The organism is Sporosarcina oncorhynchi, assembly GCF_033304615.1.
GTDB lineage: Bacteria > Bacillota > Bacilli > Bacillales_A > Planococcaceae > Sporosarcina > Sporosarcina oncorhynchi.
The window spans coordinates 2434654-2456678 of record NZ_CP129118.1 but is presented as its reverse complement, the minus strand read 5'-3'; the positions used below and the strand labels follow the sequence as shown (position 1 = coordinate 2456678).

The 22025-nt window shown below is 44.8% G+C and carries 15 protein-coding genes, 18 tRNA genes and 3 rRNA genes; 32 read left to right on the top strand and 4 right to left on the bottom strand.

Features of this window, described 5'->3' with window-relative positions; translation table 11 throughout:
* Positions 1-165 precede the first annotated feature (165 nt).
* The 5 genes from QWT69_RS12030 to nikC all read left to right on the top strand — a co-directional run bounded on the left by QWT69_RS12030 (position 166) and on the right by nikC (position 5813).
* Positions 166-1188, top strand: coding sequence for an ABC transporter ATP-binding protein (locus tag QWT69_RS12030; protein WP_317965969.1), 1023 nt, complete (start codon positions 166-168; stop codon positions 1186-1188).
* Complete coding sequence (locus QWT69_RS12025; protein WP_317965967.1) at positions 1160-2176, top strand: ABC transporter ATP-binding protein; 1017 nt, start codon at positions 1160-1162, stop codon at positions 2174-2176. Before QWT69_RS12030 ends, QWT69_RS12025 begins: the two co-directional genes overlap by 29 nt.
* Positions 2173-3762 (top strand): ABC transporter substrate-binding protein, encoded by a 1590-nt coding sequence (locus QWT69_RS12020; RefSeq protein ID WP_317965965.1) that lies wholly within the window; start codon positions 2173-2175, stop codon positions 3760-3762. The genes QWT69_RS12025 and QWT69_RS12020 overlap by 4 nt, the downstream gene beginning before the upstream one ends.
* Positions 3763-3894: 132 nt before the next feature.
* Complete coding sequence (locus tag QWT69_RS12015) at positions 3895-4899, top strand: ABC transporter permease (protein ID WP_317965963.1); 1005 nt, start codon at positions 3895-3897, stop codon at positions 4897-4899.
* A 17-nt stretch (positions 4900-4916) separates the two neighbouring features.
* The gene (gene nikC, locus QWT69_RS12010) at positions 4917-5813 is read left to right on the top strand and encodes a nickel transporter permease (protein ID WP_317965961.1); all 897 of its coding nucleotides are present in this window, start codon (positions 4917-4919) and stop codon (positions 5811-5813) included.
* 33 nt (positions 5814-5846) lie between these two features.
* Here the strand turns inward: nikC and QWT69_RS12005 are convergent, their stop codons facing one another.
* Together QWT69_RS12005 and QWT69_RS12000 are read right to left on the bottom strand one after the other, a co-directional pair.
* On the bottom strand, positions 5847-6929 hold the full coding sequence (locus tag QWT69_RS12005; protein WP_317965959.1) for an FUSC family protein: 1083 nt from the start codon (positions 6927-6929) through the stop codon (positions 5847-5849).
* Between the two features lie 91 nt (positions 6930-7020).
* Positions 7021-8325: a glutamate-1-semialdehyde 2,1-aminomutase gene (locus QWT69_RS12000; RefSeq protein WP_317965957.1), complete on the bottom strand. Its 1305-nt coding sequence runs from the start codon at positions 8323-8325 to the stop codon at positions 7021-7023.
* Positions 8326-8449: 124 nt separating this feature from the next.
* On the opposite strand from QWT69_RS12000, the gene bcp reads away from it, so the two are divergent.
* From bcp to perR, 3 genes are all read left to right on the top strand, one after another.
* Positions 8450-8926, top strand: coding sequence for a thioredoxin-dependent thiol peroxidase (bcp, locus tag QWT69_RS11995; protein WP_317965955.1), 477 nt, complete (start codon positions 8450-8452; stop codon positions 8924-8926).
* A gap of 13 nt (positions 8927-8939) precedes the next feature.
* Entirely contained in the window at positions 8940-9884 is a 945-nt protein-coding gene (locus QWT69_RS11990) for a D-2-hydroxyacid dehydrogenase (protein ID WP_317965953.1), read from the top strand.
* A gap of 119 nt (positions 9885-10003) precedes the next feature.
* On the top strand, positions 10004-10447 hold the full coding sequence (gene perR, locus QWT69_RS11985) for a peroxide-responsive transcriptional repressor PerR (RefSeq protein ID WP_317965951.1): 444 nt from the start codon (positions 10004-10006) through the stop codon (positions 10445-10447).
* Between the two features lie 39 nt (positions 10448-10486).
* Here the strand turns inward: perR and QWT69_RS11980 are convergent, their stop codons facing one another.
* Positions 10487-10855, bottom strand: coding sequence for a YgzB family protein (locus QWT69_RS11980; RefSeq protein ID WP_317965949.1), 369 nt, complete (start codon positions 10853-10855; stop codon positions 10487-10489).
* A gap of 189 nt (positions 10856-11044) precedes the next feature.
* On the opposite strand from QWT69_RS11980, the gene QWT69_RS11975 reads away from it, so the two are divergent.
* From QWT69_RS11975 to QWT69_RS11870, 22 genes are all read left to right on the top strand, one after another.
* Positions 11045-11911 (top strand): nucleotidyltransferase-like protein, encoded by an 867-nt coding sequence (locus QWT69_RS11975; protein WP_317965947.1) that lies wholly within the window; start codon positions 11045-11047, stop codon positions 11909-11911.
* A 467-nt stretch (positions 11912-12378) separates the two neighbouring features.
* A 16S ribosomal RNA gene (locus QWT69_RS11970) occupies positions 12379-13930 on the top strand.
* 238 nt (positions 13931-14168) lie between these two features.
* Positions 14169-14245 (top strand) — tRNA-Ile (locus QWT69_RS11965).
* A gap of 20 nt (positions 14246-14265) precedes the next feature.
* A tRNA-Ala gene (locus tag QWT69_RS11960) sits at positions 14266-14341 on the top strand.
* Between the two features lie 196 nt (positions 14342-14537).
* Positions 14538-17471: ribosomal RNA gene (locus QWT69_RS11955) — 23S ribosomal RNA — on the top strand.
* A 266-nt stretch (positions 17472-17737) separates the two neighbouring features.
* Positions 17738-17853 (top strand): 5S ribosomal RNA (gene rrf / locus QWT69_RS11950).
* Together the 16S, 23S and 5S rRNA genes with 18 tRNA genes alongside form the textbook arrangement of a ribosomal RNA operon.
* Before the next feature lie 53 nt (positions 17854-17906).
* A tRNA-Asn gene (locus QWT69_RS11945) sits at positions 17907-17981 on the top strand.
* Between the two features lie 3 nt (positions 17982-17984).
* A tRNA-Ser gene (locus tag QWT69_RS11940) sits at positions 17985-18076 on the top strand.
* Positions 18077-18091: 15 nt separating this feature from the next.
* Positions 18092-18166: transfer RNA gene (locus QWT69_RS11935), tRNA-Glu, on the top strand.
* 39 nt (positions 18167-18205) lie between these two features.
* Positions 18206-18281 (top strand) — tRNA-Val (locus tag QWT69_RS11930).
* Positions 18282-18430: 149 nt separating this feature from the next.
* Positions 18431-18505: transfer RNA gene (locus QWT69_RS11925), tRNA-Met, on the top strand.
* Between the two features lie 3 nt (positions 18506-18508).
* Positions 18509-18584 (top strand) — tRNA-Asp (locus QWT69_RS11920).
* Positions 18585-18594: 10 nt separating this feature from the next.
* A tRNA-Phe gene (locus QWT69_RS11915) sits at positions 18595-18670 on the top strand.
* A 13-nt stretch (positions 18671-18683) separates the two neighbouring features.
* A tRNA-Thr gene (locus tag QWT69_RS11910) sits at positions 18684-18759 on the top strand.
* A gap of 16 nt (positions 18760-18775) precedes the next feature.
* Positions 18776-18860 (top strand) — tRNA-Tyr (locus QWT69_RS11905).
* Between the two features lie 7 nt (positions 18861-18867).
* Positions 18868-18941: transfer RNA gene (locus tag QWT69_RS11900), tRNA-Trp, on the top strand.
* A gap of 24 nt (positions 18942-18965) precedes the next feature.
* Positions 18966-19041 (top strand) — tRNA-His (locus QWT69_RS11895).
* A gap of 39 nt (positions 19042-19080) precedes the next feature.
* Positions 19081-19156, top strand: a tRNA-His gene (locus QWT69_RS11890).
* A gap of 9 nt (positions 19157-19165) precedes the next feature.
* A tRNA-Gln gene (locus tag QWT69_RS11885) sits at positions 19166-19237 on the top strand.
* Positions 19238-19241: 4 nt separating this feature from the next.
* A tRNA-Gly gene (locus tag QWT69_RS11880) sits at positions 19242-19316 on the top strand.
* A gap of 10 nt (positions 19317-19326) precedes the next feature.
* Positions 19327-19400: transfer RNA gene (locus QWT69_RS11875), tRNA-Cys, on the top strand.
* Positions 19401-19433: 33 nt separating this feature from the next.
* Positions 19434-19514, top strand: a tRNA-Leu gene (locus tag QWT69_RS11870).
* A gap of 124 nt (positions 19515-19638) precedes the next feature.
* Here QWT69_RS11870 and QWT69_RS11865 read toward each other — a convergent pair.
* The gene (locus QWT69_RS11865) at positions 19639-20334 is read right to left on the bottom strand and encodes a B3/B4 domain-containing protein (protein WP_317965945.1); all 696 of its coding nucleotides are present in this window, start codon (positions 20332-20334) and stop codon (positions 19639-19641) included.
* A gap of 55 nt (positions 20335-20389) precedes the next feature.
* On the opposite strand from QWT69_RS11865, the gene queG reads away from it, so the two are divergent.
* Positions 20390-21517: a tRNA epoxyqueuosine(34) reductase QueG gene (queG, locus tag QWT69_RS11860; RefSeq protein ID WP_317965943.1), complete on the top strand. Its 1128-nt coding sequence runs from the start codon at positions 20390-20392 to the stop codon at positions 21515-21517.
* Between the two features lie 13 nt (positions 21518-21530).
* Positions 21531-22004 (top strand): tRNA (uridine(34)/cytosine(34)/5-carboxymethylaminomethyluridine(34)-2'-O)-methyltransferase TrmL, encoded by a 474-nt coding sequence (trmL, locus tag QWT69_RS11855; RefSeq protein WP_317965941.1) that lies wholly within the window; start codon positions 21531-21533, stop codon positions 22002-22004.
* Positions 22005-22025 lie beyond the last annotated feature (21 nt).

Here is a 22025-nt window from a genome sequence, read left to right as displayed (position 1 = left end):
GCAGTCAAATCGCATTAATTATGGAAGCCACCGATTACTCGGTGGCTTTTTAATTTTAAAATTGTGTAAATATAACCAAAATGTTTATTGCATTCTTTTGAATAGATAGTATAATTGGTATAATTTTATGGTTCAGAAAAAAACGAATACTGAAAGGTGATCTGGATGAATGATAGAGAGCAAATTCTTGTAGTTAAAGACTTGCAGACTACCTTTTTTACGGATTCAGGACAAATTCCTGCAGTAGATCATATTAACTTTCATCTTAACGATGGGGAAGTTTTAGGGATTGTTGGCGAATCGGGATGTGGTAAAAGTGTGACTTCACTATCTGTAATGGGATTAGTTCCGAGCCCTCCCGGTAAGATAGTTGGTGGAGAAATCTTATACAAAGGTAGAGATTTAACACGTCTTTCTGAAAAGGAAATGAGGAAAATTCGGGGAAATGATATTGCTATGATTTTTCAAGAGCCAATGACCTCCTTAAATCCACTCTTTACAATTGGCAACCAAATGAGTGAAGCGATTTTGATTCATGCGAAAAAAACAGCGAAAAAGCAAGTGGAAGCTAGGGCGGTTGAGATGCTAAAGCTCGTAGGTTTACCAAGAGCAGAAGAATTAATGTCGGAATATCCTCACCAGTTATCCGGAGGGATGAGACAAAGGGTGATGATTGCAATGGCGCTTGTCTGCGATCCGAAAATCCTAATAGCTGATGAGCCTACGACTGCTTTGGATGTAACCATTCAAGCACAAATTTTAAAATTAATGAAAGAATTGAATGACAGATTAGGTACAGCCATATTATTAATCACACATGATTTAGGAGTAGTTGCTGAAGTTTGTGAACGCGTCATTGTTATGTACGCGGGACAGGTTATAGAGGAAGCGCCAACAAAACTTATTTTTGATGATCCTCAACATCCATATACAAGAGGACTAATTCAATCCGTTCCAGACATGCGATTTAAGAAAGAGCGACTGTATTCAATTCCAGGAAATGTACCGAAACCCGGAACGATTACAAACGGTTGTCGTTTTGCAGCTCGATGTGAATTTGCTTTTGATCGATGCCGAAACGAAAATCCGGAGCTTTATCTAACAGCAGACGCTCATCAGACGCGTTGCTTCCTATATGCCGAAGGAAAGGTGGAACAGGATGAGTACAACACCTTTGTTAAAAGTTAAAAATCTAAAAAAGCACTTTCCGATTAAGAAAGGGATATTTGGAAAGACAGTAGGTCATGTAAAAGCTGTAGATGATATTTCATTTTATGTTAACGAAGGAGAGACGTTGGGAATTGTCGGCGAAAGTGGTTGTGGTAAATCGACAACTGGCCGTGTGCTTATGCGCTTATTGGAACCGACAGAAGGAGAAATTGAGTTTGATGGGAAAAACCTAATAGATTTAAGTGTCGAAGAGATGAGGAAAACGCGTCGGGATATCCAAATGGTTTTTCAAGACCCTTATGCCTCTTTGAATCCCCGTCATACGATTGGCAAAATACTTGAAGAACCTTTAATTGTCCACGGAATTTTAAATTCTAAGGAAAGAAAGAAAAAGGTTGAGGAATTTTTAGTGATTGTCGGTTTGCATCCTTTTCATGCGAAGCGCTATCCGCATCAATTCAGTGGTGGACAAAGACAAAGAATTGGCATTGCAAGAGCATTGATGACAAATCCCAAATTGATAATTGCAGATGAGCCCGTATCAGCCCTAGATGTTTCTATACAAGCACAGGTCTTGAATTTGATGCAAGATCTTCAAGAGGAGTTTAATCTTACTTACATCTTCATAGCGCATGATTTAGGGGTAGTTCGACATATTAGCGACCGCGTAGGAGTAATGTATTTAGGGAAGCTCGTGGAGATTTCAGATAGCGAAAGTTTATACGAAAAACCATTGCATCCGTATACACAGGCATTATTATCAGCTGTTCCTGTACCAGATCCTGATTATGCAAAAGAACAAATCATCATAGAAGGAGATATTCCTAATCCAGCAAACCCGCCATCAGGTTGCACATTCCATACACGCTGTCCATTTAAAATGGATATTTGTACAGTAGATTCACCGAAACTAGTGGAACACACAACTGGTCATTCTGTCGCCTGTCATTTATATGATGAAAGTCAGGTAGGCAATGATATAAAACAATTGGAGGGGTCTTTATGATTAAAAAGAGAATGTTGTCCGCTTTATTACTAGTCTTACTAGTTTTATCAACCGCACTGGCTGCGTGTAGTGAAGGCGGGTCGGGCAGTGGGAAAAAAGAAGATACATTAGTATTTGGTCGTGGCGGTGATTCCACTTCGCTGGATCCTTCAAGAGTAACAGAAGGGGAAACGTTTAAGGTTACTGTCAACATTTTTGAAACGTTATTGAACTTCGGTGAAGAAGATACAACGATTGAGCCTGGGCTCGCAAAAGAGTGGAATACGGAGGATGGATTGTCGTATACATTCAATTTAGAAGAAGGCGTGAAGTTCCATGACGGAACAGATTTCAATGCTGAAGCTGTTGTGAAGAACTTTGAACGCTGGGCGAATGGCGATGCGGATAAATTCCCGTATTACAACTCCATGTTTGGCGGGTTCAAAGGTGATGAAGGGCATGTTATTGAATCTGTCACGGCAGACGATGAGTTTACAGTCGTGATTAAATTGAAAAGACCGCAAGCGCCATTCCTGAAAAACATTGCAATGAGCATGTTTGCGATTGCAAGTCCGGAAGCATTTGAAAAAGGCGATGACCAATTCGAGAGAAATCCAGTTGGAACAGGTCCTTTTAAATTTGCAGATTGGAAAACAGGCGACACAATAACAATTGAAAAGTTTGATGATTATTGGAAAAAAGGATTACCAAAGTTAAGTAAGGTTATCTTTAAATCGATTCCTGATAATTCAGCGCGTCTGAATTCATTATTAACGGGTGAGATTGATTTGGCCGATGGCATTAATCCTGCCGATGGCGAGAAAATTGAAAGCAATGAAGACCTACAATTGATTAAGAGACCTTCTATGAACGTAGGGTATTTGGGGTTAACGGTTACACGGGAGCCTTTCGACAAAAAAGAAGTACGTCAAGCGATGAACTATGCAATTGATAAGGAAACAATTATTAACTCCTTCTTCGAAGGGCAGGCAAATAGTGCTAAAAACCCGATGCCTTCATCCATTTCAGGCTACAACGATGACATTGTAGAATATCCATACGACCCTGCAAAAGCGAAAGAATTGTTAGCTGCAGCAGGCTACCCTGATGGCTTTGAGATGGAACTTTGGGCTATGCCGGTACCAAGACCGTATATGCCGGATGGCTCTAAAGTGGCGGAAGTCATTCAAAGCAACTTGGCTGACATTGGTGTCAAAGCAAAAATTGTCACGTATGATTGGGCAACTTACCTAGATAAGGCCAGTAAAGGTGAAGCGGATGCATTCATGTTGGGCTGGACTGGTGACAATGGAGATGCAGACAACTTCCTTTACGTCTTATTGGACGAAGATAACATTGGTAGTAATAACTATACGTATTTCAAGAACTCGGAAATGCATGATTTGTTTATCGCAGCTCAAACGGAAGTTGATGAAGATAAGCGAATTGAACTATACAAGAAAGCTCAAGAAATTATTCATGAAGAAGCACCTTGGGTACCACTTGCACACTCAACACCACTTCTTGCAGCAGGAAAAGGTTTGACTGGCTTCAAACCACATCCTACAGGATCAGATTTGTTGTCTAATGTTGAGTTAACTAAATAACTACCTCAATATAAATAAGCAACCCTGGGGGCTGTGGTTGAGCCCCTTCTTTTAGGGTTTATCAAATGTACTTTTGCTAGGATTTGAAAACAAATGGTACGTATATGAGCAAGTTTTAGCGGGGTGAGAGAAGTGCTGAGTTACGTAGGTAGGAGATTATTACATTTAGTGCCAGTGTTATTAGGCATGGCCTTTATCGTATTTATGATGGTACGAGCGATACCTGGAAATCCAGCGCAAGTTATTTTAGGACAACAGGCTACAGCGGAAGCGGTCGCAGCTCTTAATATGAAGTTAGGCTTAGATCAGCCTTGGTATATTCAGTTTTTCAGATACCTAGGTGGTATCTTACAAGGGGATTTCGGGGAATCAATGCGGACAAGGCTACCTGTCGCAGATGAGATTTGGCCACATTTAGCGGCTACTATGGAACTTGCTTTTTTTGCGATTTTAATAGCTATTGTTCTAGGGATTAATGCAGGAATTATATCTGCTTGGTTTCAAAATTCATGGTTTGATTACATAGCTATGGTATTGGCGCTTGTCGGAGTCTCGATGCCAATATTTTGGCTTGGATTGCTCGGTCAGTGGGCATTTGCAATTGAGTTCAGTTGGCTTCCAACGACCGGAAGAGAACCGGTTAGAGATCCAGTGAATGCAATTACACATTTGTATTTAATTGACACATTGATTCAAGGAAGATTCGATCAGTTTTTACAGGTTTTACGGCATCTTATATTACCAGGGGTTGCATTAGCGACGATACCTATGGCGATTATTGCCAGAATGACAAGGTCCAGTATGCTTGAAGTGATGCGGTCTGATTATATCCGTACTGCTAGAGCAAAAGGTCAAAAAATGTTTTGGGTTGTTTACAAGCATGCATTTAAAAATGCTGTTATTCCAATCTTGACGATTATAGGTCTTCAAACCGGCATGCTTCTAGGTGGTGCAATCTTGACTGAAACGATTTTTGCTTGGCCGGGAATCGGGAGATATATTTATGATGCAATCAGCTTTCGTGATTATCCCGTCATTCAATCAGGAATCCTTGTCGTTGCCTTCATATTTGTCATGATTAATCTGATTGTCGATCTATTATATGGTTTGGTTGATTCGAGGATTAAATATGACTGAAGAAGGGAGTGGTAATTATGGCGGGAGCAGAATCTGGTATGAATCAAGTTCACGAAGTGGAAGTTGAAAAGACGGTTGGTCCTTGGAGAGAAGCGTGGAGAGGGTTCAGGAAAAGCAAGACGGCGGTTATCGGAATGATCATTATTGTATTTTTTATTCTGCTGGCGTTATTTGGTCCATTCATCGCCAAGGAAGGGATCAATGACCAGATGGCTGCGGATCGGCTTCAGCCTCCTTCCGGTGAGTATTGGCTTGGCACAGATGACTTTGGCAGAGATATCTTATCTCGAATCATACACGGTTCCCGCATTTCGCTTTCCGTTGGATTTCTCTCTGTTATCGTATCTGTCATTGTTGGCAGTTTCTTAGGCATTATCGCCGGGTATTACGGACGTTGGATCGATTCGATTATTTCGAGGGTTTTCGATATTATGCTCGCATTTCCGTCGATTTTACTCGCGATTGCAATCGTCTCTGTATTAGGACCAGGGCTTGAGAATGCATTGATAGCCATTGCAATCATTAATGTACCAAACTTTGGCCGTCTTATCCGATCCAAAGTATTGAGCATTAAAGAAGATGAATACATTACAGCAGCAAAAGCAATCGGTATGAAAGACGCTAGAATTCTATTTTCCCATATTCTCCCGAATTCGATGGCACCCGTCATTGTTCAAGGAACTCTTGCCGTTGCAACTGCTATTTTGGAAGCGGCAGCTCTTGGATTTTTGGGGCTTGGAGCGCAGGCGCCACAACCGGAATGGGGGAAGATGCTGGCTGATTCAAAATCCTATTTGCAATCGGCACCATGGACCATGATTTTTCCGGGGCTTTCCATCATGCTTACTGTTTTAGGGTTTAACCTAATGGGGGACGGTTTGCGGGATGCGTTGGATCCTAAGATGAAAAATTGAAAAACTCCGCGGAGGCTATTCCCGCGGAGTTTTTCAATAGATTTCATCTTGTAACGCTGTACTGATCACATGATCTTTCCTATGTTGGCTAGAAACAATCAATCTATTCAAGTATTCCAGCTGTTCATCATAATCCAGTATGGCAGATAGGACATGAAGCAGGTGGTAGGCGGAGAATTCCTCTTCTGCTTTTGTGATGGATATCTCTTTCACAAAAATGTCCATCACTTCTTTGCGCTGAATGAATTCGGTAGTCAAACTATCAGTCAACTTATCAGACTTTAACTTTCCGACAAACTTTAAATGGACTTGCTCGTGATAAGTAAGTAAAGCATCAAGACGTTCCTGAATCATCATTCTGAAGTGTTCGGGCAGATTGATAAGTTCGTTTTCAAACTTGTGTAACTTTGAGAGCACTTCGTAGCTGCTTTTAGATGTTGCAATCATCTGTCTGTAAATAACAAGCTTCCTTGCTTTGGCCATAGAATTTCTTTTGAAATAACTGCGTTCTTCTTTAAAAAGTGAATACAGCAGATCTGTTTGAGTTAATCGCTCTTTTAATTTTTCTAAAGATTTCTTGGTTGCTATATGTTCAGAAGCTTGTCTGCCGGCCAATCGTATCCAACGAATGATTTCATCTTGTGCCTGATGAATAGATTGAAATAATTTTGTTTCATATTTTGGCGGCATGAATAACAGATTGACGATGAAAGCTGAAAGAACTCCCGTTACAATGGTCACTAACCTTAAAATTGCGAAGGATAAAAACGCATCGCCTTTGATTTCCATAATTGTAATCATCGTAACCAAGGCAAGTGATACGGACTTTTCAAGCCCTAACTTCAACATGATTAGAATGATGATAACTGCAGCCAGACCGACAGTTACAATCTGATGTCCGAATATCAATACAAATGTAATAGCCGTGGTCGCCCCAATCAGATTACCTTGAATCTGTTCGACTATTGTCCGGTATGATCTGTATATCGACGGCTGAATGGCGAATATAGCTGCAATTCCTGCAAATACAGGATTTGGCAACTGCAATGTTTCGGCTAGAAACAAAGCGAAAACGATTGCTATACCCGTTTTGAAAATGCGGGCACCAAGTTTCATAGGATTTTCCTTTCCATTAACGGTTTTCGAATGTTGGGCATGCTCAGTGTTTCAACGGTTTTCGTTACTGTACCCCAACTATTGCTACTGGTCAACCGTTGTTCTGACGTGCTAGTTCACTAAACGAACGATCGACTGCTGTTAGTGTATGATGGATGTCTTCTTCAGTATGTGCAATCGTCAGGAACCAAGCTTCATATTTTGATGGCGCCAGATTAATGCCGTTTTCCAACATTAATTTAAAGAACCTTCCGAAAATCTCGCCGTCTGTCTGTTCCGCTTGCTCATAGTTTTGTACTTTCACATCTGTAAAGAATAGGGTCAAAGCGCCACCAAGCCGATTGATCGTCAGTGTGATACCGTGTTTTGTTGCCGATTTTAGGATGCCATCTTCAAGAATGGCGCCTAAACGATCCATCTCTTCATAGACACCCGGTTGTTGAAGTACTTCAAGACAAGCGATACCTGAAAGCATCGATGCTGGATTGCCTGCCATCGTTCCTGCTTGGTAGGCAGGCCCAAGTGGCGCGACTGTATCCATGATTTCTTTACGTCCACCATAAGCACCAATTGGCAATCCGCCTCCGATGATTTTTCCGAATGCAGTGAGATCAGGTGTTGTGCCAAGCATCGTTTGTGCAGAACCGTAATGGAAGCGGAATGCGGTGATGACTTCATCATAAACAATCAGTGCACCTTTTTCTTTAGCGATTTCATGCACAATCGGCATATATCCATCAATAGGTTCGACAATACCGAAGTTACCGACAATCGGTTCTACTAGCACACAAGCAATTTCGTCTCCCCATTTATCCATCGCTTCTTTATAAGCTTCCGGATCATTAAATGGAATGGTAATGACTTCCTGGGCGATCGATGCGGGTACACCGGCTGAATCGGGTGTTCCTAATGTAGCTGGGCCGGAACCTGCTGCCACAAGGACAAGATCTGAATGACCGTGATAGCATCCCGCAAATTTCATAATTTTAGTTCTGCCAGTATAAGCGCGTGCTACACGGATTGTCGTCATGACAGCTTCAGTCCCTGAATTGACGAAACGAACCTTATCCATAGAAGGAATCGCTTTTTTTAACATCTTGGCGAATTTCACTTCATGAGGTGTTGGCGTACCGTATAATACACCCGTTTTAGCGGCTTTCGTAATAGCCTCTGTAATATGCGGATGGGCATGTCCAGTGATGATGGGACCGTATGCGCCTAAGTAATCGATATATTTATTGCCGTCGACGTCCCAGAAATAAGCACCTTCTGCACGTTCCATGACAGTAGGGGCTCCTCCTCCAACAGCTTTATATCCACGGGAAGGGCTGTTAACTCCCCCAACAATATGTTCACACGCTTCTTTATAAATCTCTTCTGACTTTGTTCTGTTCATCTTTATTCCTCCGTTCAAATCGTTACACTATCCATTTTAAACAATATCGGACAAATACGCCAAAGAAATTGAATCTATTCTTTTTCTTAGGTACGATTGAAGAAATGAATAGGGAGGAATGGACATGGAAAAGTTAGAAGGCTTGCAAGCACCGCTTTTTTCTTTGGCTGATGAAAAAGGTAATACCGTCTCATTAGAAAACTTCAAAGGGGAAAAGTATGTTGTGCTCTATTTCTATCCTAAAGACGCGACGCCAGGGTGTACGACACAAGCAGGAGATTTTAGGGATTCTCAAAAGGACTTTAGCGATTTAAATGCCGTTATTCTTGGAGTGAGTCCTGATGATGCTAAATCACATCAAAAATTTATTGAGAAACAGGGGTTACCGTTTTCTTTATTAGTAGATGACGAACACGTCGTAGCAGAGAAGTATGGTGTATGGAAACTTAAAAAGAATTTCGGAAAAGAATATATGGGGATTGAACGGTCTACTTTTTTGATTGATCCGACAGGAACAGTTGTGAAAGAATGGCGCAAGGTGAAGGTGAAAGAGCATATAAACGAAGTGCTCACTACTTTAAAGCAATTAACAAACGCGTGATAGGGGGCCAATCATGAAAGTTCTATTTACCTTCAATATAAAAGAAGAACAATTGAAAAGACTGGAAACGGAATTTGCTGACGTCGAATTTTCGTTTACAAAGAAAATCGAAGAAGTGCCTTTAGACAATTACGAAGTCATCGTCACATATGGCGAGGATATTTCAACGGCTGTATTGGATAGGGCTTCTTCACTCAAATGGATTATGGTTGCGTCAGCAGGTGTTGAAAAGATGCCATTGGATGAAATAGCGGAAAAAGGAATCATCATGAGTAATGTGCGTGGAATCCATAAAACACCGATGGCTGAATCAGTCCTCGCGCATATACTTTCATTAGGAAGAGCTCTACCGACTATGCGGGAGCATCAGCTGAAGAAAGAGTGGAATAAGAAAGCGAGACAGACGGAACTGCGAGGGGCAACTGCGATCATATTAGGTCCAGGGGCAATCGGTTCTGAAATCGGCAGGTTGCTACAAGCGTTTGGTGTACATACAATCGGCTGTAATTCTTCCGGAGACCGTGTACCGAATATGGATGAAACGATTCCGTTTGAAAAGCTGAAGGATGTCTTGCCAAAAGGGGATATCGTCATTTCTGTGTTACCCAGTACGCCTAAAACGAAAGGAATGTTAGATGGTTCGTATTTTGAAGCGATGAAAGATTCAGCCCTCTTTATGAACTTTGGAAGGGGAGACCTGGTCAAGGAATCGACGCTATTGCATGCATTGAAACATGATGAAATCGGTCACGCCGTGCTTGACGTGTTCGAAAAAGAGCCGTTACCAGCTGAGAGTGAACTTTGGGAGTTAGGGAACGTCACTATTTCTCCACATGTATCTAGTCATTCGGGAAAGTATGTTGAACGTGCATTGGAGTTCTTCACAGTAAATCTTTCGAAATGGCGAGAAGGCGACCGTGAATTAGTGAATCTCATTGATCTCGAACAAGGTTATTGATCAAAAGAACCTGTTTCGGCATGTAGAGTTAGCATCTTTGTTGACAAACAGACCACTTCTTCAGTACACTAATTATAATGATTATAAAGAAGTAATCTTTATGGATTGGAGTGTTGGCGATGTCTGAAGTGGTTTTGAAGGACGCGCTGGTCACATTGAAGGAGAGCGGCGTTCGTATTACCCCGCAACGACATGCAATTTTAGAATATCTAATTTCTTCTGAGATGCATCCGACAGCTGATGAAATATATAAGGCACTTGAAGGTGATTTTCCAAATATGAGTGTCGCCACTGTATACAATAATTTGCGTGTGTTCCGAAATACGGGGCTAGTGAAGGAACTGACATATGGTGATTCTTCCAGTCGCTTCGATTTTGTCACACATGATCATTATCACATCATTTGCGATCAATGCGGTAAAATCGTCGATTTCCATCATCCTGGTTTAGAAGAAGTGGAACATCTTGCTTCTCACGTTACTGGATTCCAAGTCAATTCACATCGGCTTGAAGTATACGGAACCTGTCCTGAATGTGCAGTAGGTGTCCTAACAGCAAAATAAAAACCGGTTACCTGATGAAAATTAGGTAACCGGATTTTTTTATTTCTTTGTTGAGTCCTTCTTAGCGGAAGGTCGATTATACGCTACATCAAATTCTTTACCTTCTAATGAAGGGTCCATAGTTAACGGCTCTCTACAATGTCCACACATATCTACTCGTCCGAGCATCTTCGTATGTCTGCCGCAATTTGGACATTTTATTTGCACAGCCCTTGTCGACAATGTACCGATCCAAGCATATACAACAACGCTGCCGAGAATGGAAATCATTCCAAGAACCATGAAGATCAACATAATAATCTCATTATTCCTAAAGAAAATTCCGAGATACATAATGACTACACCGAGGAAAATTAGTGATAACGCAAAAGATCGTATGCGATTTATTTTATTTTTATAAGGCTTCATCCGTAATCCTCCTTACTAGTAGATGATATGGTGCGTGAAACACCGATGCGTATGGTGGACAAATCACCAGATCGTTGTGATGGTCCTCAATTAATATAGCATAAATTTCGTGATCATCATATTTTACGAATCCAAATGGAAGGGTTTTTAAGAAGCGTTGTCGAAGAAATACAAGGTGGAGGTGTCATAATGGAACAAATCCTTAGACCGATTTATCAAGAACGCGCCAGTTCGCCTGAAACACTAGGCGTTATACTTGTTGAAAAGAGATGGCCTGGTGATCCCATAACGGATACATTTGATGAAATCATGCTAATCATAACAACTAATGAAGAAACTCCGATATATACAAAGCATTACACGGATGGAACAGGGAAAGCAGCAATGCATGTAATTAGCGAGAAGCAGCTGAGGAAATGGCTTTTACTTGGGACGAAAAGGAAAGTCGTTGATTGGCTATTTTACGGCAAAGTATTCTTTGATCGCAACGAGTTTGTTGAAGGATTGAAAAATGAACTGAAGGAATACCCTTTTTACGGACGTAAAATCAAAATGGGATTGGAATTGTCCAGGTTGGTGAGAGTCTATATGGAAGGTAAGATGTTTTTTGAACAACAAAACTACATGGATGCCTACCAACATGCAATTCAATCATTGCATCATCTAGCTAGACTTACGGTTATTGAAAAAGGATTTTCACCTGAAGTCACTGTATGGTCCCAAGTGAAAAAAATCGACCCGGCGATATTCAAACTGTATGAAGAATTGATTATGAGCGAAGAACCAATCGAAAAAAGATTAGAACTCCTTTTCTTGGCTAGTGAATTCTTTATCCATAATCGGACTCTGGATGGGGCTAGACATATAATGGATGTTATGACTGAAAAGGAAATATGGGCCATCCAGGAACTGCATGAACATGAAGAACTGAAAATCTACTCAATCAATCTTGAAGTGCTTATTGAGTTTCTGATTGAAAAAGGCTTTATTGAAATTGTTGAAAGTGATTCGAAAAATGAATATGTGTTTCATAGAGATTACCGTGTAGAGCCTTGATATTGCTGATTCGGGACGATTTAATCGTCCTTTTCATTTTTCTTGTTGACACTTCAAATGTACCCATGCTATTATAGTAGACGTCGCTTGAAGAGCTCCTGCTTAGCAAGCTGAAATTAAACTTTAAAATAGCGCTTGACTCCAGCAACTAACGATGTTAAATTAGAGAAGTTGCTTTTGAGAAAAGCGAACCGAACCTTGAAAACTGAACAGCAAAACGTCAACAATACAAGTTCTGCAACCGGCTTGCCGGTGAATGAACAAAACGAATCTTCGGATTCAAAATTGACATCTTAATTGATGCCAGCAAAGAAACTAGAGCTATTCAAGTTTCTCTTTTCTTCTGGTGGTCGAGGTGTGGTGGAGTGCTAGGAAATGAGTGAGAGAGGGAAGGAGCGTACATCAGTACGTGACTGACTGAACGATCGAAATTGACAACGCAATCCGCCGCGCATCGGCCGCCAGATATTATGGAGAGTTTGATCCTGGCTCAGGACGAACGCTGGCGGCATGCCTAATACATGCAAGTCGAGCGGATTGATGGGAGCTTGCTCCCTGATATCAGCGGCGGACGGGTGAGTAACACGTGGGCAACCTGCCCTGCAGATGGGGATAACTCCGGGAAACCGGGGCTAATACCGAATAATCAGTTCCTTCGCATGAAGGAACTCTGAAAGACGGTTTCGGCTGTCACTGCAGGATGGGCCCGCGGCGCATTAGCTAGTTGGTGGGGTAATGGCCTACCAAGGCAACGATGCGTAGCCGACCTGAGAGGGTGATCGGCCACACTGGGACTGAGACACGGCCCAGACTCCTACGGGAGGCAGCAGTAGGGAATCTTCCACAATGGACGAAAGTCTGATGGAGCAATGCCGCGTGAGCGAAGAAGGTTTTCGGATCGTAAAGCTCTGTTGCGAGGGAAGAACAAGTACGGGAGTAACTGCCCGTACCTTGACGGTACCTCGTCAGAAAGCCACGGCTAACTACGTGCCAGCAGCCGCGGTAATACGTAGGTGGCAAGCGTTGTCCGGAATTATTGGGCGTAAAGCGCGCGCAGGCGGTCCTTTAAGTCTGATGTGAAAGCCCACGGCTCAACCGTGGAGGGTCATTGGAAACTGGAGGACTTGAGTACAGAAGAGGAAAGCGGAATTCCACGTGTAGCGGTGAAATGCGTAGAGATGTGGAGGAACACCAGTGGCGAAGGCGGCTTTCTGGTCTGTAACTGACGCTGAGGCGCGAAAGCGTGGGGAGCAAACAGGATTAGATACCCTGGTAGTCCACGCCGTAAACGATGAGTGCTAAGTGTTAGGGGGTTTCCGCCCCTTAGTGCTGCAGCTAACGCATTAAGCACTCCGCCTGGGGAGTACGGCCGCAAGGCTGAAACTCAAAGGAATTGACGGGGACCCGCACAAGCGGTGGAGCATGTGGTTTAATTCGAAGCAACGCGAAGAACCTTACCAGGTCTTGACATCCCACTGACCGGCATGGAGACATGTCTTTCCCTTCGGGGACAGTGGTGACAGGTGGTGCATGGTTGTCGTCAGCTCGTGTCGTGAGATGTTGGGTTAAGTCCCGCAACGAGCGCAACCCTTATTCTTAGTTGCCATCATTTAGTTGGGCACTCTAAGGAGACTGCCGGTGACAAACCGGAGGAAGGTGGGGATGACGTCAAATCATCATGCCCCTTATGACCTGGGCTACACACGTGCTACAATGGACGGTACAAAGGGCTGCAAACCCGCGAGGGCAAGCCAATCCCATAAAACCGTTCCCAGTTCGGATTGCAGGCTGCAACTCGCCTGCATGAAGCCGGAATCGCTAGTAATCGTGGATCAGCATGCCACGGTGAATACGTTCCCGGGTCTTGTACACACCGCCCGTCACACCACGAGAGTTTGTAACACCCGAAGTCGGTGGGGTAACCCTTACGGGAGCCAGCCGCCGAAGGTGGGACAGATGATTGGGGTGAAGTCGTAACAAGGTAGCCGTATCGGAAGGTGCGGCTGGATCACCTCCTTTCTAAGGATTATGTGAAAAGCGGAAAACACCGCTTTGCTCAACCGACTACTGGAAGGCCTGAATAGAAATGCTTGCATTTCGTCTGAAGGACTGAAGTAGGCGCGTGAGCAGGTGTTTGTAGCTAGACATACGGAATATGAACCTTGGGTTCATACGTTGACGTTTTGCGTTCAGTTTTGAAGGTTCGTTGAAAAGCGGGAAACACTGCTTTATAAAACATCTTCATATCATGCCCAATGGGCCTATAGCTCAGCTGGTTAGAGCGCACGCCTGATAAGCGTGAGGTCGGTGGTTCGAGTCCACTTAGGCCCACCATCACATTTAAATTATATCCCGGGGCCTTAGCTCAGCTGGGAGAGCGCCTGCCTTGCACGCAGGAGGTCAGCGGTTCGATCCCGCTAGGCTCCACCATTATTCTTGTTATATTTTGTTCCTTGAAAACTGGATAAAACGACATTGAAATGTTGAAACATCAAGTAATCAACCGAGTCAATCACTTAGTGATTGAACAATGCAAGTCTTTTTAACGATCATGGAAGCATATCGCTATGCGGAAGTGGTCACTTATGGAATTCGAGACGTGTCACAGCGGATTGAAAACCGAAAAGGTTAAGTTAGAAAGGGCGCACGGCGGATGCCTTGGCACTAGAAGCCTAAGAAGGACGGCACTAACACCGATATGCTTCGGGGAGCTGTAAGTAAGCGTTGATCCGAAGATTTCCGAATGGGGAAACCCACTGCCTTTAATGGGGCAGTACGTTTACGTGAATACATAGCGTAAACGAGGCACACCCGGAGAACTGAAACATCTAAGTACCCGGAGGAAGAGAAAGAAAAATCGATTCCCTTAGTAGCGGCGAGCGAAACGGGAAGAGCCCAAACCAGGAAGCTTGCTTCCTGGGGTTGTAGGACACTCTATACGGAGTTACAAAAGGCTGGATTAGACGAAGCGACCTGGAAAGGTCCGCCAGAGCGGGTAATAGCCCCGTAGTCGAAAGTCCATCCCCTCCAGAGTGGATCCTGAGTACGGCGGAACACGTGAAATTCCGTCGGAATCCGGGAGGACCATCTCCCAAGGCTAAATACTCTCTAGTGACCGATAGTGTACCAGTACCGTGAGGGAAAGGTGAAAAGCACCCCGGAAGGGGAGTGAAATAGATCCTGAAACCGTGTGCCTACAAGTTGTCAGAGCCCGTTAATGGGTGATGGCGTGCCTTTTGTAGAATGAACCGGCGAGTTACGATTCCATGCAAGGTTAAGCAGTGAATGCGGAGCCGCAGCGAAAGCGAGTCTGAATAGGGCGAATGAGTATGGGGTCGTAGACCCGAAACCAGGTGATCTACCCATGTCCAGGGTGAAGGTAAGGTAACACTTACTGGAGGCCCGAACCCACGTACGTTGAAAAGTGCGGGGATGAGGTGTGGGTAGCGGTGAAATTCCAATCGAACCTGGAGATAGCTGGTTCTCTCCGAAATAGCTTTAGGGCTAGCCTCAAACGTTAGAATCTCGGAGGTAGAGCACTGTTTGGACTAGGGGCCCATCCCGGGTTACCGAATTCAGACAAACTCCGAATGCCGATGATTTATGTTTGGGAGTCAGACTGCGGGTGATAAGATCCGTAGTCGAGAGGGAAACAGCCCAGACCGCCAGTTAAGGTCCCCAAGTATCCGTTAAGTGGAAAAGGATGTGACGCTGTCCAGACAACCAGGATGTTGGCTTAGAAGCAGCCACCATTTAAAGAGTGCGTAATAGCTCACTGGTCGAATGGCGTTGCGCCGAAAATGTACCGGGGCTAAACGGATCACCGAAACTGCGGATTGACACCTATGGTGTCAGTGGTAGGAGAGCGTTCCAAGGGCGTCGAAGCTAGACCGTAAGGACTGGTGGAGCGCTTGGAAGTGAGAATGCCGGTATGAGTAGCGAAAGAAGGGTGAGAATCCCTTCCACCGAATGCCTAAGGTTTCCTGAGGAAGGCTCGTCCGCTCAGGGTCAGTCGGGACCTAAGTCGAGGCCGAAAGGCGTAGACGATGGATAACAGGTTGATATTCCTGTACCACCTCCCCGCCGTTTGAGCAATGGGGGGACGCAGAAGGATAGGGTGAGCGCGCTGTTGGTCATGCGCGTCTAAGCAGTGAGGTGTGGAACGAGGCAAATCCCGTTCCTATAACATTGAGCTGTGACAGCAAGGGGAATTATTCCCTGGAGTCCCTGATTTCACACTGCCAAGAAAAGCCTCTAGCGAGGCGGGAGGTGCCCGTACCGCAAACCGACACAGGTAGGCGAGAAGAGAATTCTAAGGTGATCGAGAGAACTCTCGTTAAGGAACTCGGCAAAATGACCCCGTAACTTCGGGAGAAGGGGTGCTCTGGTAGGGTGTTAAAGCCCGAGAGAGCCGCAGTGAATAGGCCCAGGCGACTGTTTAGCAAAAACACAGGTCTCTGCAAAACCGTAAGGTGACGTATAGGGGCTGACGCCTGCCCGGTGCTGGAAGGTTAAGAGGAGAGGTCAGCGCAAGCGAAGCTTCGAATTGAAGCCCCAGTAAACGGCGGCCGTAACTATAACGGTCCTAAGGTAGCGAAATTCCTTGTCGGGTAAGTTCCGACCCGCACGAAAGGCGTAACGATCTGGGCACTGTCTCAACGAGAGACTCGGTGAAATTATAATATGCGTGAAGATGCGCATTACCCGCGACAGGACGGAAAGACCCCGTGGAGCTTTACTGTAGCCTGATATTGAATTCCGGTGCAGCCTGTACAGGATAGGTAGGAGCCTTTGAGTCCGGAGCGCCAGCTTCGGAGGAGGCAATGGTGGGATACTACCCTGGCTGTATTGGACTTCTAACCCTTGCCCGTGATCCGGGCAGGAGACAGTGTCAGGTGGACAGTTTGACTGGGGCGGTCGCCTCCTAAAGAGTAACGGAGGCGCCCAAAGGTTCCCTCAGAATGGTTGGACATCATTCGTAGAGTGCAAAGGCATAAGGGAGCTTGACTGCGAGACCTACAAGTCGAGCAGGGTCGAAAGACGGGCTTAGTGATCCGGTGGTTCCGCATGGAAGGGCCATCGCTCAACGGATAAAAGCTACCCCGGGGATAACAGGCTTATCTCCCCCAAGAGTCCACATCGACGGGGAGGTTTGGCACCTCGATGTCGGCTCATCGCATCCTGGGGCTGTAGTCGGTCCCAAGGGTTGGGCTGTTCGCCCATTAAAGCGGTACGCGAGCTGGGTTCAGAACGTCGTGAGACAGTTCGGTCCCTATCCGTCGCGGGCGCAGGAAATTTGAGAGGAGCTGTCCTTAGTACGAGAGGACCGGGATGGACACACCGCTGGTGTACCAGTTGTCTTGCCAAAGGCATCGCTGGGTAGCTATGTGTGGAAGGGATAAATGCTGAAAGCATCTAAGCATGAAGCCCCCCTCAAGATGAGATTTCCCATTACGCAAGTAAGTAAGATCCCTCAAAGAAGATGAGGTAGATAGGTCCGGGGTGGAAGCGTGGCGACACGTGCAGCTGACGGATACTAATCGATCGAGGACTTAACCTTATAAAGAAAAGCGGAGACGACCGTATAGGCGCGACAAGCATAAGATAGCCTGCAAGGAGTGGCATAGCCACGGGAGCGGGATGACTTATGACTCGAGCGACTGGGAGTCGAAGCTGGACAAGTTAAAAAGCGCACGGTTGAACGTGATGAGTTCAGCAACAATGTCTGTTTTATCCGGTTTTGAGCGAACAAAAATAAACATTTTTGTAAAAACGCTTGCAATTTAGGCTGGGTTTGATATAATAAATCTTGTCTTGTGAAAAAAGTCTGGTGACGATTGCGAAGAGGTCACACCCGTTCCCATACCGAACACGGAAGTTAAGCTCTTCAGCGCCAATGGTAGTAGGGGGATTCCCCCTGTGAGAGTAGGACGTCGCCGGGCTCGCATTCACAATGTGAATGACATAGGAAGTGAAATTGTCTTCCTGAAATTATTCCGCAGTAGCTCAGTGGTAGAGCAATCGGCTGTTAACCGATCGGTCGTAGGTTCGAGTCCTACCTGCGGAGCCAATTGGAGAGCTGTCCGAGTGGCCGAAGGAGCACGATTGGAAATCGTGTAGGCGGTTTGCGCTGTCTCAAGGGTTCAAATCCCTTGCTCTCCGCCAGTTTTATCTTAGTTGGGCCCCTTGGTCAAGCGGTTAAGACACCGCCCTTTCACGGCGGTAACACGGGTTCGAATCCCGTAGGGGTCACCATTTATTTTAGTAATGCGAAGCTTATCGCGATTTTATCCCGGAGGATTAGCTCAGCTGGGAGAGCACCTGCCTTACAAGCAGGGGGTCGGCGGTTCGAGCCCGTCATCCTCCACCATTTTATTCTAAATGAAATAAGTTACTAATATTATCGCGGGGTGGAGCAACGAGCATAGCAACGTATGCGAAGTAACACCGACAGCGAAGCGTAAGGTGTCCTCTACGCCATGTGCGTATTTGATATAATGAGTTAGTTAATAATATTATCGCGGGGTGGAGCAGTGGTAGCTCGTCGGGCTCATAACCCGAAGGTCGCAGGTTCAAATCCTGCCCCCGCAACCAAATGGTCCCGTGGTGTAGCGGTTAACATGCCTGCCTGTCACGCAGGAGATCGCCGGTTCGATCCCGGTCGGGACCGCCATTTTTATTGTGGCTCAGTAGCTCAGTCGGTAGAGCAAAGGACTGAAAATCCTTGTGTCGGCGGTTCGATTCCGTCCTGAGCCACCATTATTATTTTTTTGCCGGTGTAGCTCAATTGGTAGAGCAACTGACTTGTAATCAGTAGGTTGAGGGTTCAAGTCCTTTCGCCGGCACCATGCACTTTATTAGGTTGGTGGGGTAGCGAAGTGGCTAAACGCGGCGGACTGTAAATCCGCTCCCTCCGGGTTCGGCGGTTCGAATCCGTCCCCCACCACCATTTTTACAGGGGCATAGTTTAACGGTAGAATAGAGGTCTCCAAAACCTTTGGTGTGGGTTCGATTCCTACTGCCCCTGCCATTACTGTTCTAATCTAATATTACGGCGGTCGTGGCGAAGTGGTTAACGCATCGGATTGTGGTTCCGACACTCGGGGGTTCGATTCCCCTCGTCCGCCCCATTCCAATTAGTTAACAAACATAAAAATATAGGTATCATGGCGGTCGTGGCGAAGTGGTTAACGCATCGGATTGTGGTTCCGACATTCGGGGGTTCGATTCCCCTCGTCCGCCCCATTTACTTTTTGGGGTATAGCCAAGCGGTAAGGCAACGGACTTTGACTCCGTCATTCGTTGGTTCGAATCCAGCTACCCCAGTTTCGCGGAAGTAGTTCAGTGGTAGAATACGACCTTGCCAAGGTCGGGGTCGCGGGTTCGAATCCCGTCTTCCGCTCCACTTTTCTCACGGCGGCATAGCCAAGCGGTAAGGCATGGGTCTGCAACACCCTTATCACCGGTTCGATTCCGGTTGCCGCCTCCAAATTTTATAAAATGGCAAGTATCTTTCTAATATGCCCGAGTGGTGGAATGGCAGACACGTCGCACTCAAAATGCGATGCCGCGAGGCGTGCCGGTTCAAGTCCGGCCTCGGGTATCCACTAAAAAAATACAACTTCGGTTGTATTTTTTGCGTTTATCGGTTGTTTTATAGGGTTAATGCAAAACGCTCCTATCCTGTGTCTGAAGGAAGAAGCGTTTTTCATTAATATTCAAGGGGGTCAGCGCGTCCATTCAATCATCGGTTGGTCACTATACAAAACGTAGGACACCGATTCACCTCCACTAATACTGGTGAACATGTTTCCGCTCGCTTCTGTTAGCTTTTGCGCCTCTTCTACACCCATTGAGGGCTTGAGGAATATAATCTGTAAGGCATCTGTTGTCTCTTCTGTGACAGCACTGCGGATGGAATCTACGTAAGGGCTACCAAAAGGACTGTAATCGTCTCTCAGCATAAGAATATTATCTAACTCATTTGTTCGTCCATTTAAACCGTCGTATCGATCATCATCTTTACCCAATGTTAGTTGTATGTTGCCAACAAGGTCATTCAAGTCGTAAATACCTGTTGGAATTTCATATTGAAGGGAAAAGAATGAATTCAAGTCAACCGCTGTATGCATGGATTGTAAGTAGTCTTGTTCTTTAATCCTACTGTACAGTCTATCAACAGAGGGTGGGCAAGTAGTTGGATCGCCACCAAGCGTTTTCCAAGTTTCTCGCCACTCCTGAATTCCTGGAAAGTCGGAAAGTGGTTTTTGATCCAGTTCAAAATATAGTTGCTCTTGAAAAAGTTGAAGTCTGCCTTTTAACATTTGGGGAGATTCTGATACGGTAATACCTGTATAATGGTTTACGCCAATTTTTAATTGAGGAATCTTCTTAAAAAGGTCTTTGCTTATTTCTATTTTCAAGTGTCTCACCCTTAGTCTATTTTTCCCCATCATATCATAAAGGAGGCGGTTCGTTATGAAGGTCGCTCAGGTTCAGCAATCGATAAGAGAATATGCGGTTTCTATTGGGATTGATAAAATCGGCTTCACGTCTGCCGCCCCTTTTCTTGAATTAAAAAACCGCTTGCGACGTCAACAAGAATTGGGCTATCAATCGGGATTTGAAGAGAGTGATATAGAGAAGCGTACTGAGCCTTCTTTGTTATTGGATCGCGCTGAAAGCATTATAGCCATTGCAGTTGCCTATCCTTCCAAAATGCAAGATTCACCTAAAGGGAAGAAAGGTGAGCGACGTGGTATCTTCTGCCGTGCTTCGTGGGGAACTGATTATCATATTGTGCTGCGAGAAAAACTTCAACTTTTAGAGACGTATATTGCTAAATTGGTTCCTGATGCAAAAATGCGTTCTATGGTAGATACAGGTGAGTTAGCTGATCGTGCTGTAGCGGAACGTGCGGGGTTAGGGTGGTCTGCCAAAAACTGTTCAATCATCACACCTGAATTTGGTTCCTATGTCTATTTAGGAGAAATGATAACGAATATTCCATTTCAACCGGATACACCGATGGAAGACCAATGCGGAGACTGCACACTTTGCATGGATGCTTGTCCTACGGGTGCATTAATCCAAGGGGGCCAACTGAACGCACAAAGATGCATAGCCTTCCTTACGCAGTCAAAAAAGCCGATTCCAGAAGAGTTCCGTGCGAAAATCGGTAACCGTGTGTATGGCTGTGATACGTGTCAAACAGTCTGTCCGAAAAACAAAGGGATGTACAATCTACATCAAGAAGCGTTCAAGCCGGAAGGGGAACTGGCAAAACCTTTATTGGTTCCTATGCTTACCTTATCAAACCGGCAATTTAAGGAGACATATGGGCATATGTCTGGTTCTTGGAGAGGTAAGAACCCGATTCAAAGAAATGCGATTTTAGCAATCGCTCATTTTAAAGATGAAGCTGCAGTTCCTGCGCTAATCGAATTGCTAGTGACGGATCCAAGACCAGTCATCAGAGGCACGATTGTGTGGGCATTAGGAGAGATTGGTTGCAGTACAGGTATAGAAGCAATTAAAGATGCAATTCAAAATGAAGTAGATGAGGAAGTACTAAACGAGATGCAAAATGTGTTGGATACTAAATAAAGGAAGTGCTGAAATGGCTATACATGTTGCATTATTTGAACCACTCATACCAGCAAATACCGGTAATATCGCAAGAACATGTGCAGGAACAGGAACAAAACTTCATCTGATTAAGCCTCTCGGATTTTCAACAGATGATAAAATGTTAAAGCGGGCAGGACTGGATTATTGGGAACATGTGGATATTAGATATCATGAAGGGATCCAGCCTTTTTTTGATGCATTTCCTAATGCGGAATTTTATTTCATTACAAAGTTCGGAGAGAAATCCTATTCTTCCTTCGACTATTCGGATCTAAACAAAGATGTTTTCTTTGTGTTTGGAAAAGAGACTACGGGGTTGCCTGATGATGTAGTTGAATCCAACAAAGAGACATGCTTGCGCATACCGATGAACGAACACATTCGCTCATTGAACCTGTCTAACGCTGCTGCGATACTCATCTATGAAGCATTAAGGCAACAATCTTATCCGGCATTGCAATAAAAAAAGGGACAGCCTCTGTGA

Bases quoted from the DNA above. Each gene is read 5' to 3' on its own strand.
- QWT69_RS12030 (WP_317965969.1), top strand. From the start codon at position 166: ATGAATGATAGAGAGCAAATTCTTGTAGTTAAAGACTTGCAGACTACC.
- QWT69_RS12025 (WP_317965967.1), top strand. From the start codon at position 1,160: ATGAGTACAACACCTTTGTTAAAAGTTAAAAATCTAAAAAAGCACTTT.
- QWT69_RS12020 (WP_317965965.1), top strand. From the start codon at position 2,173: ATGATTAAAAAGAGAATGTTGTCCGCTTTATTACTAGTCTTACTAGTT.
- nikC (WP_317965961.1), top strand. From the start codon at position 4,917: ATGGCGGGAGCAGAATCTGGTATGAATCAAGTTCACGAAGTGGAAGTT.
- QWT69_RS12005 (WP_317965959.1), bottom strand. From the start codon at position 6,929: ATGAAACTTGGTGCCCGCATTTTCAAAACGGGTATAGCAATCGTTTTC.
- QWT69_RS12000 (WP_317965957.1), bottom strand. From the start codon at position 8,325: ATGAACAGAACAAAGTCAGAAGAGATTTATAAAGAAGCGTGTGAACAT.
- bcp (WP_317965955.1), top strand. From the start codon at position 8,450: ATGGAAAAGTTAGAAGGCTTGCAAGCACCGCTTTTTTCTTTGGCTGAT.
- QWT69_RS11990 (WP_317965953.1), top strand. From the start codon at position 8,940: ATGAAAGTTCTATTTACCTTCAATATAAAAGAAGAACAATTGAAAAGA.
- perR (WP_317965951.1), top strand. From the start codon at position 10,004: ATGTCTGAAGTGGTTTTGAAGGACGCGCTGGTCACATTGAAGGAGAGC.
- QWT69_RS11980 (WP_317965949.1), bottom strand. From the start codon at position 10,855: ATGAAGCCTTATAAAAATAAAATAAATCGCATACGATCTTTTGCGTTA.
- QWT69_RS11975 (WP_317965947.1), top strand. From the start codon at position 11,045: ATGGAACAAATCCTTAGACCGATTTATCAAGAACGCGCCAGTTCGCCT.
- queG (WP_317965943.1), top strand. From the start codon at position 20,390: ATGAAGGTCGCTCAGGTTCAGCAATCGATAAGAGAATATGCGGTTTCT.
- trmL (WP_317965941.1), top strand. From the start codon at position 21,531: ATGGCTATACATGTTGCATTATTTGAACCACTCATACCAGCAAATACC.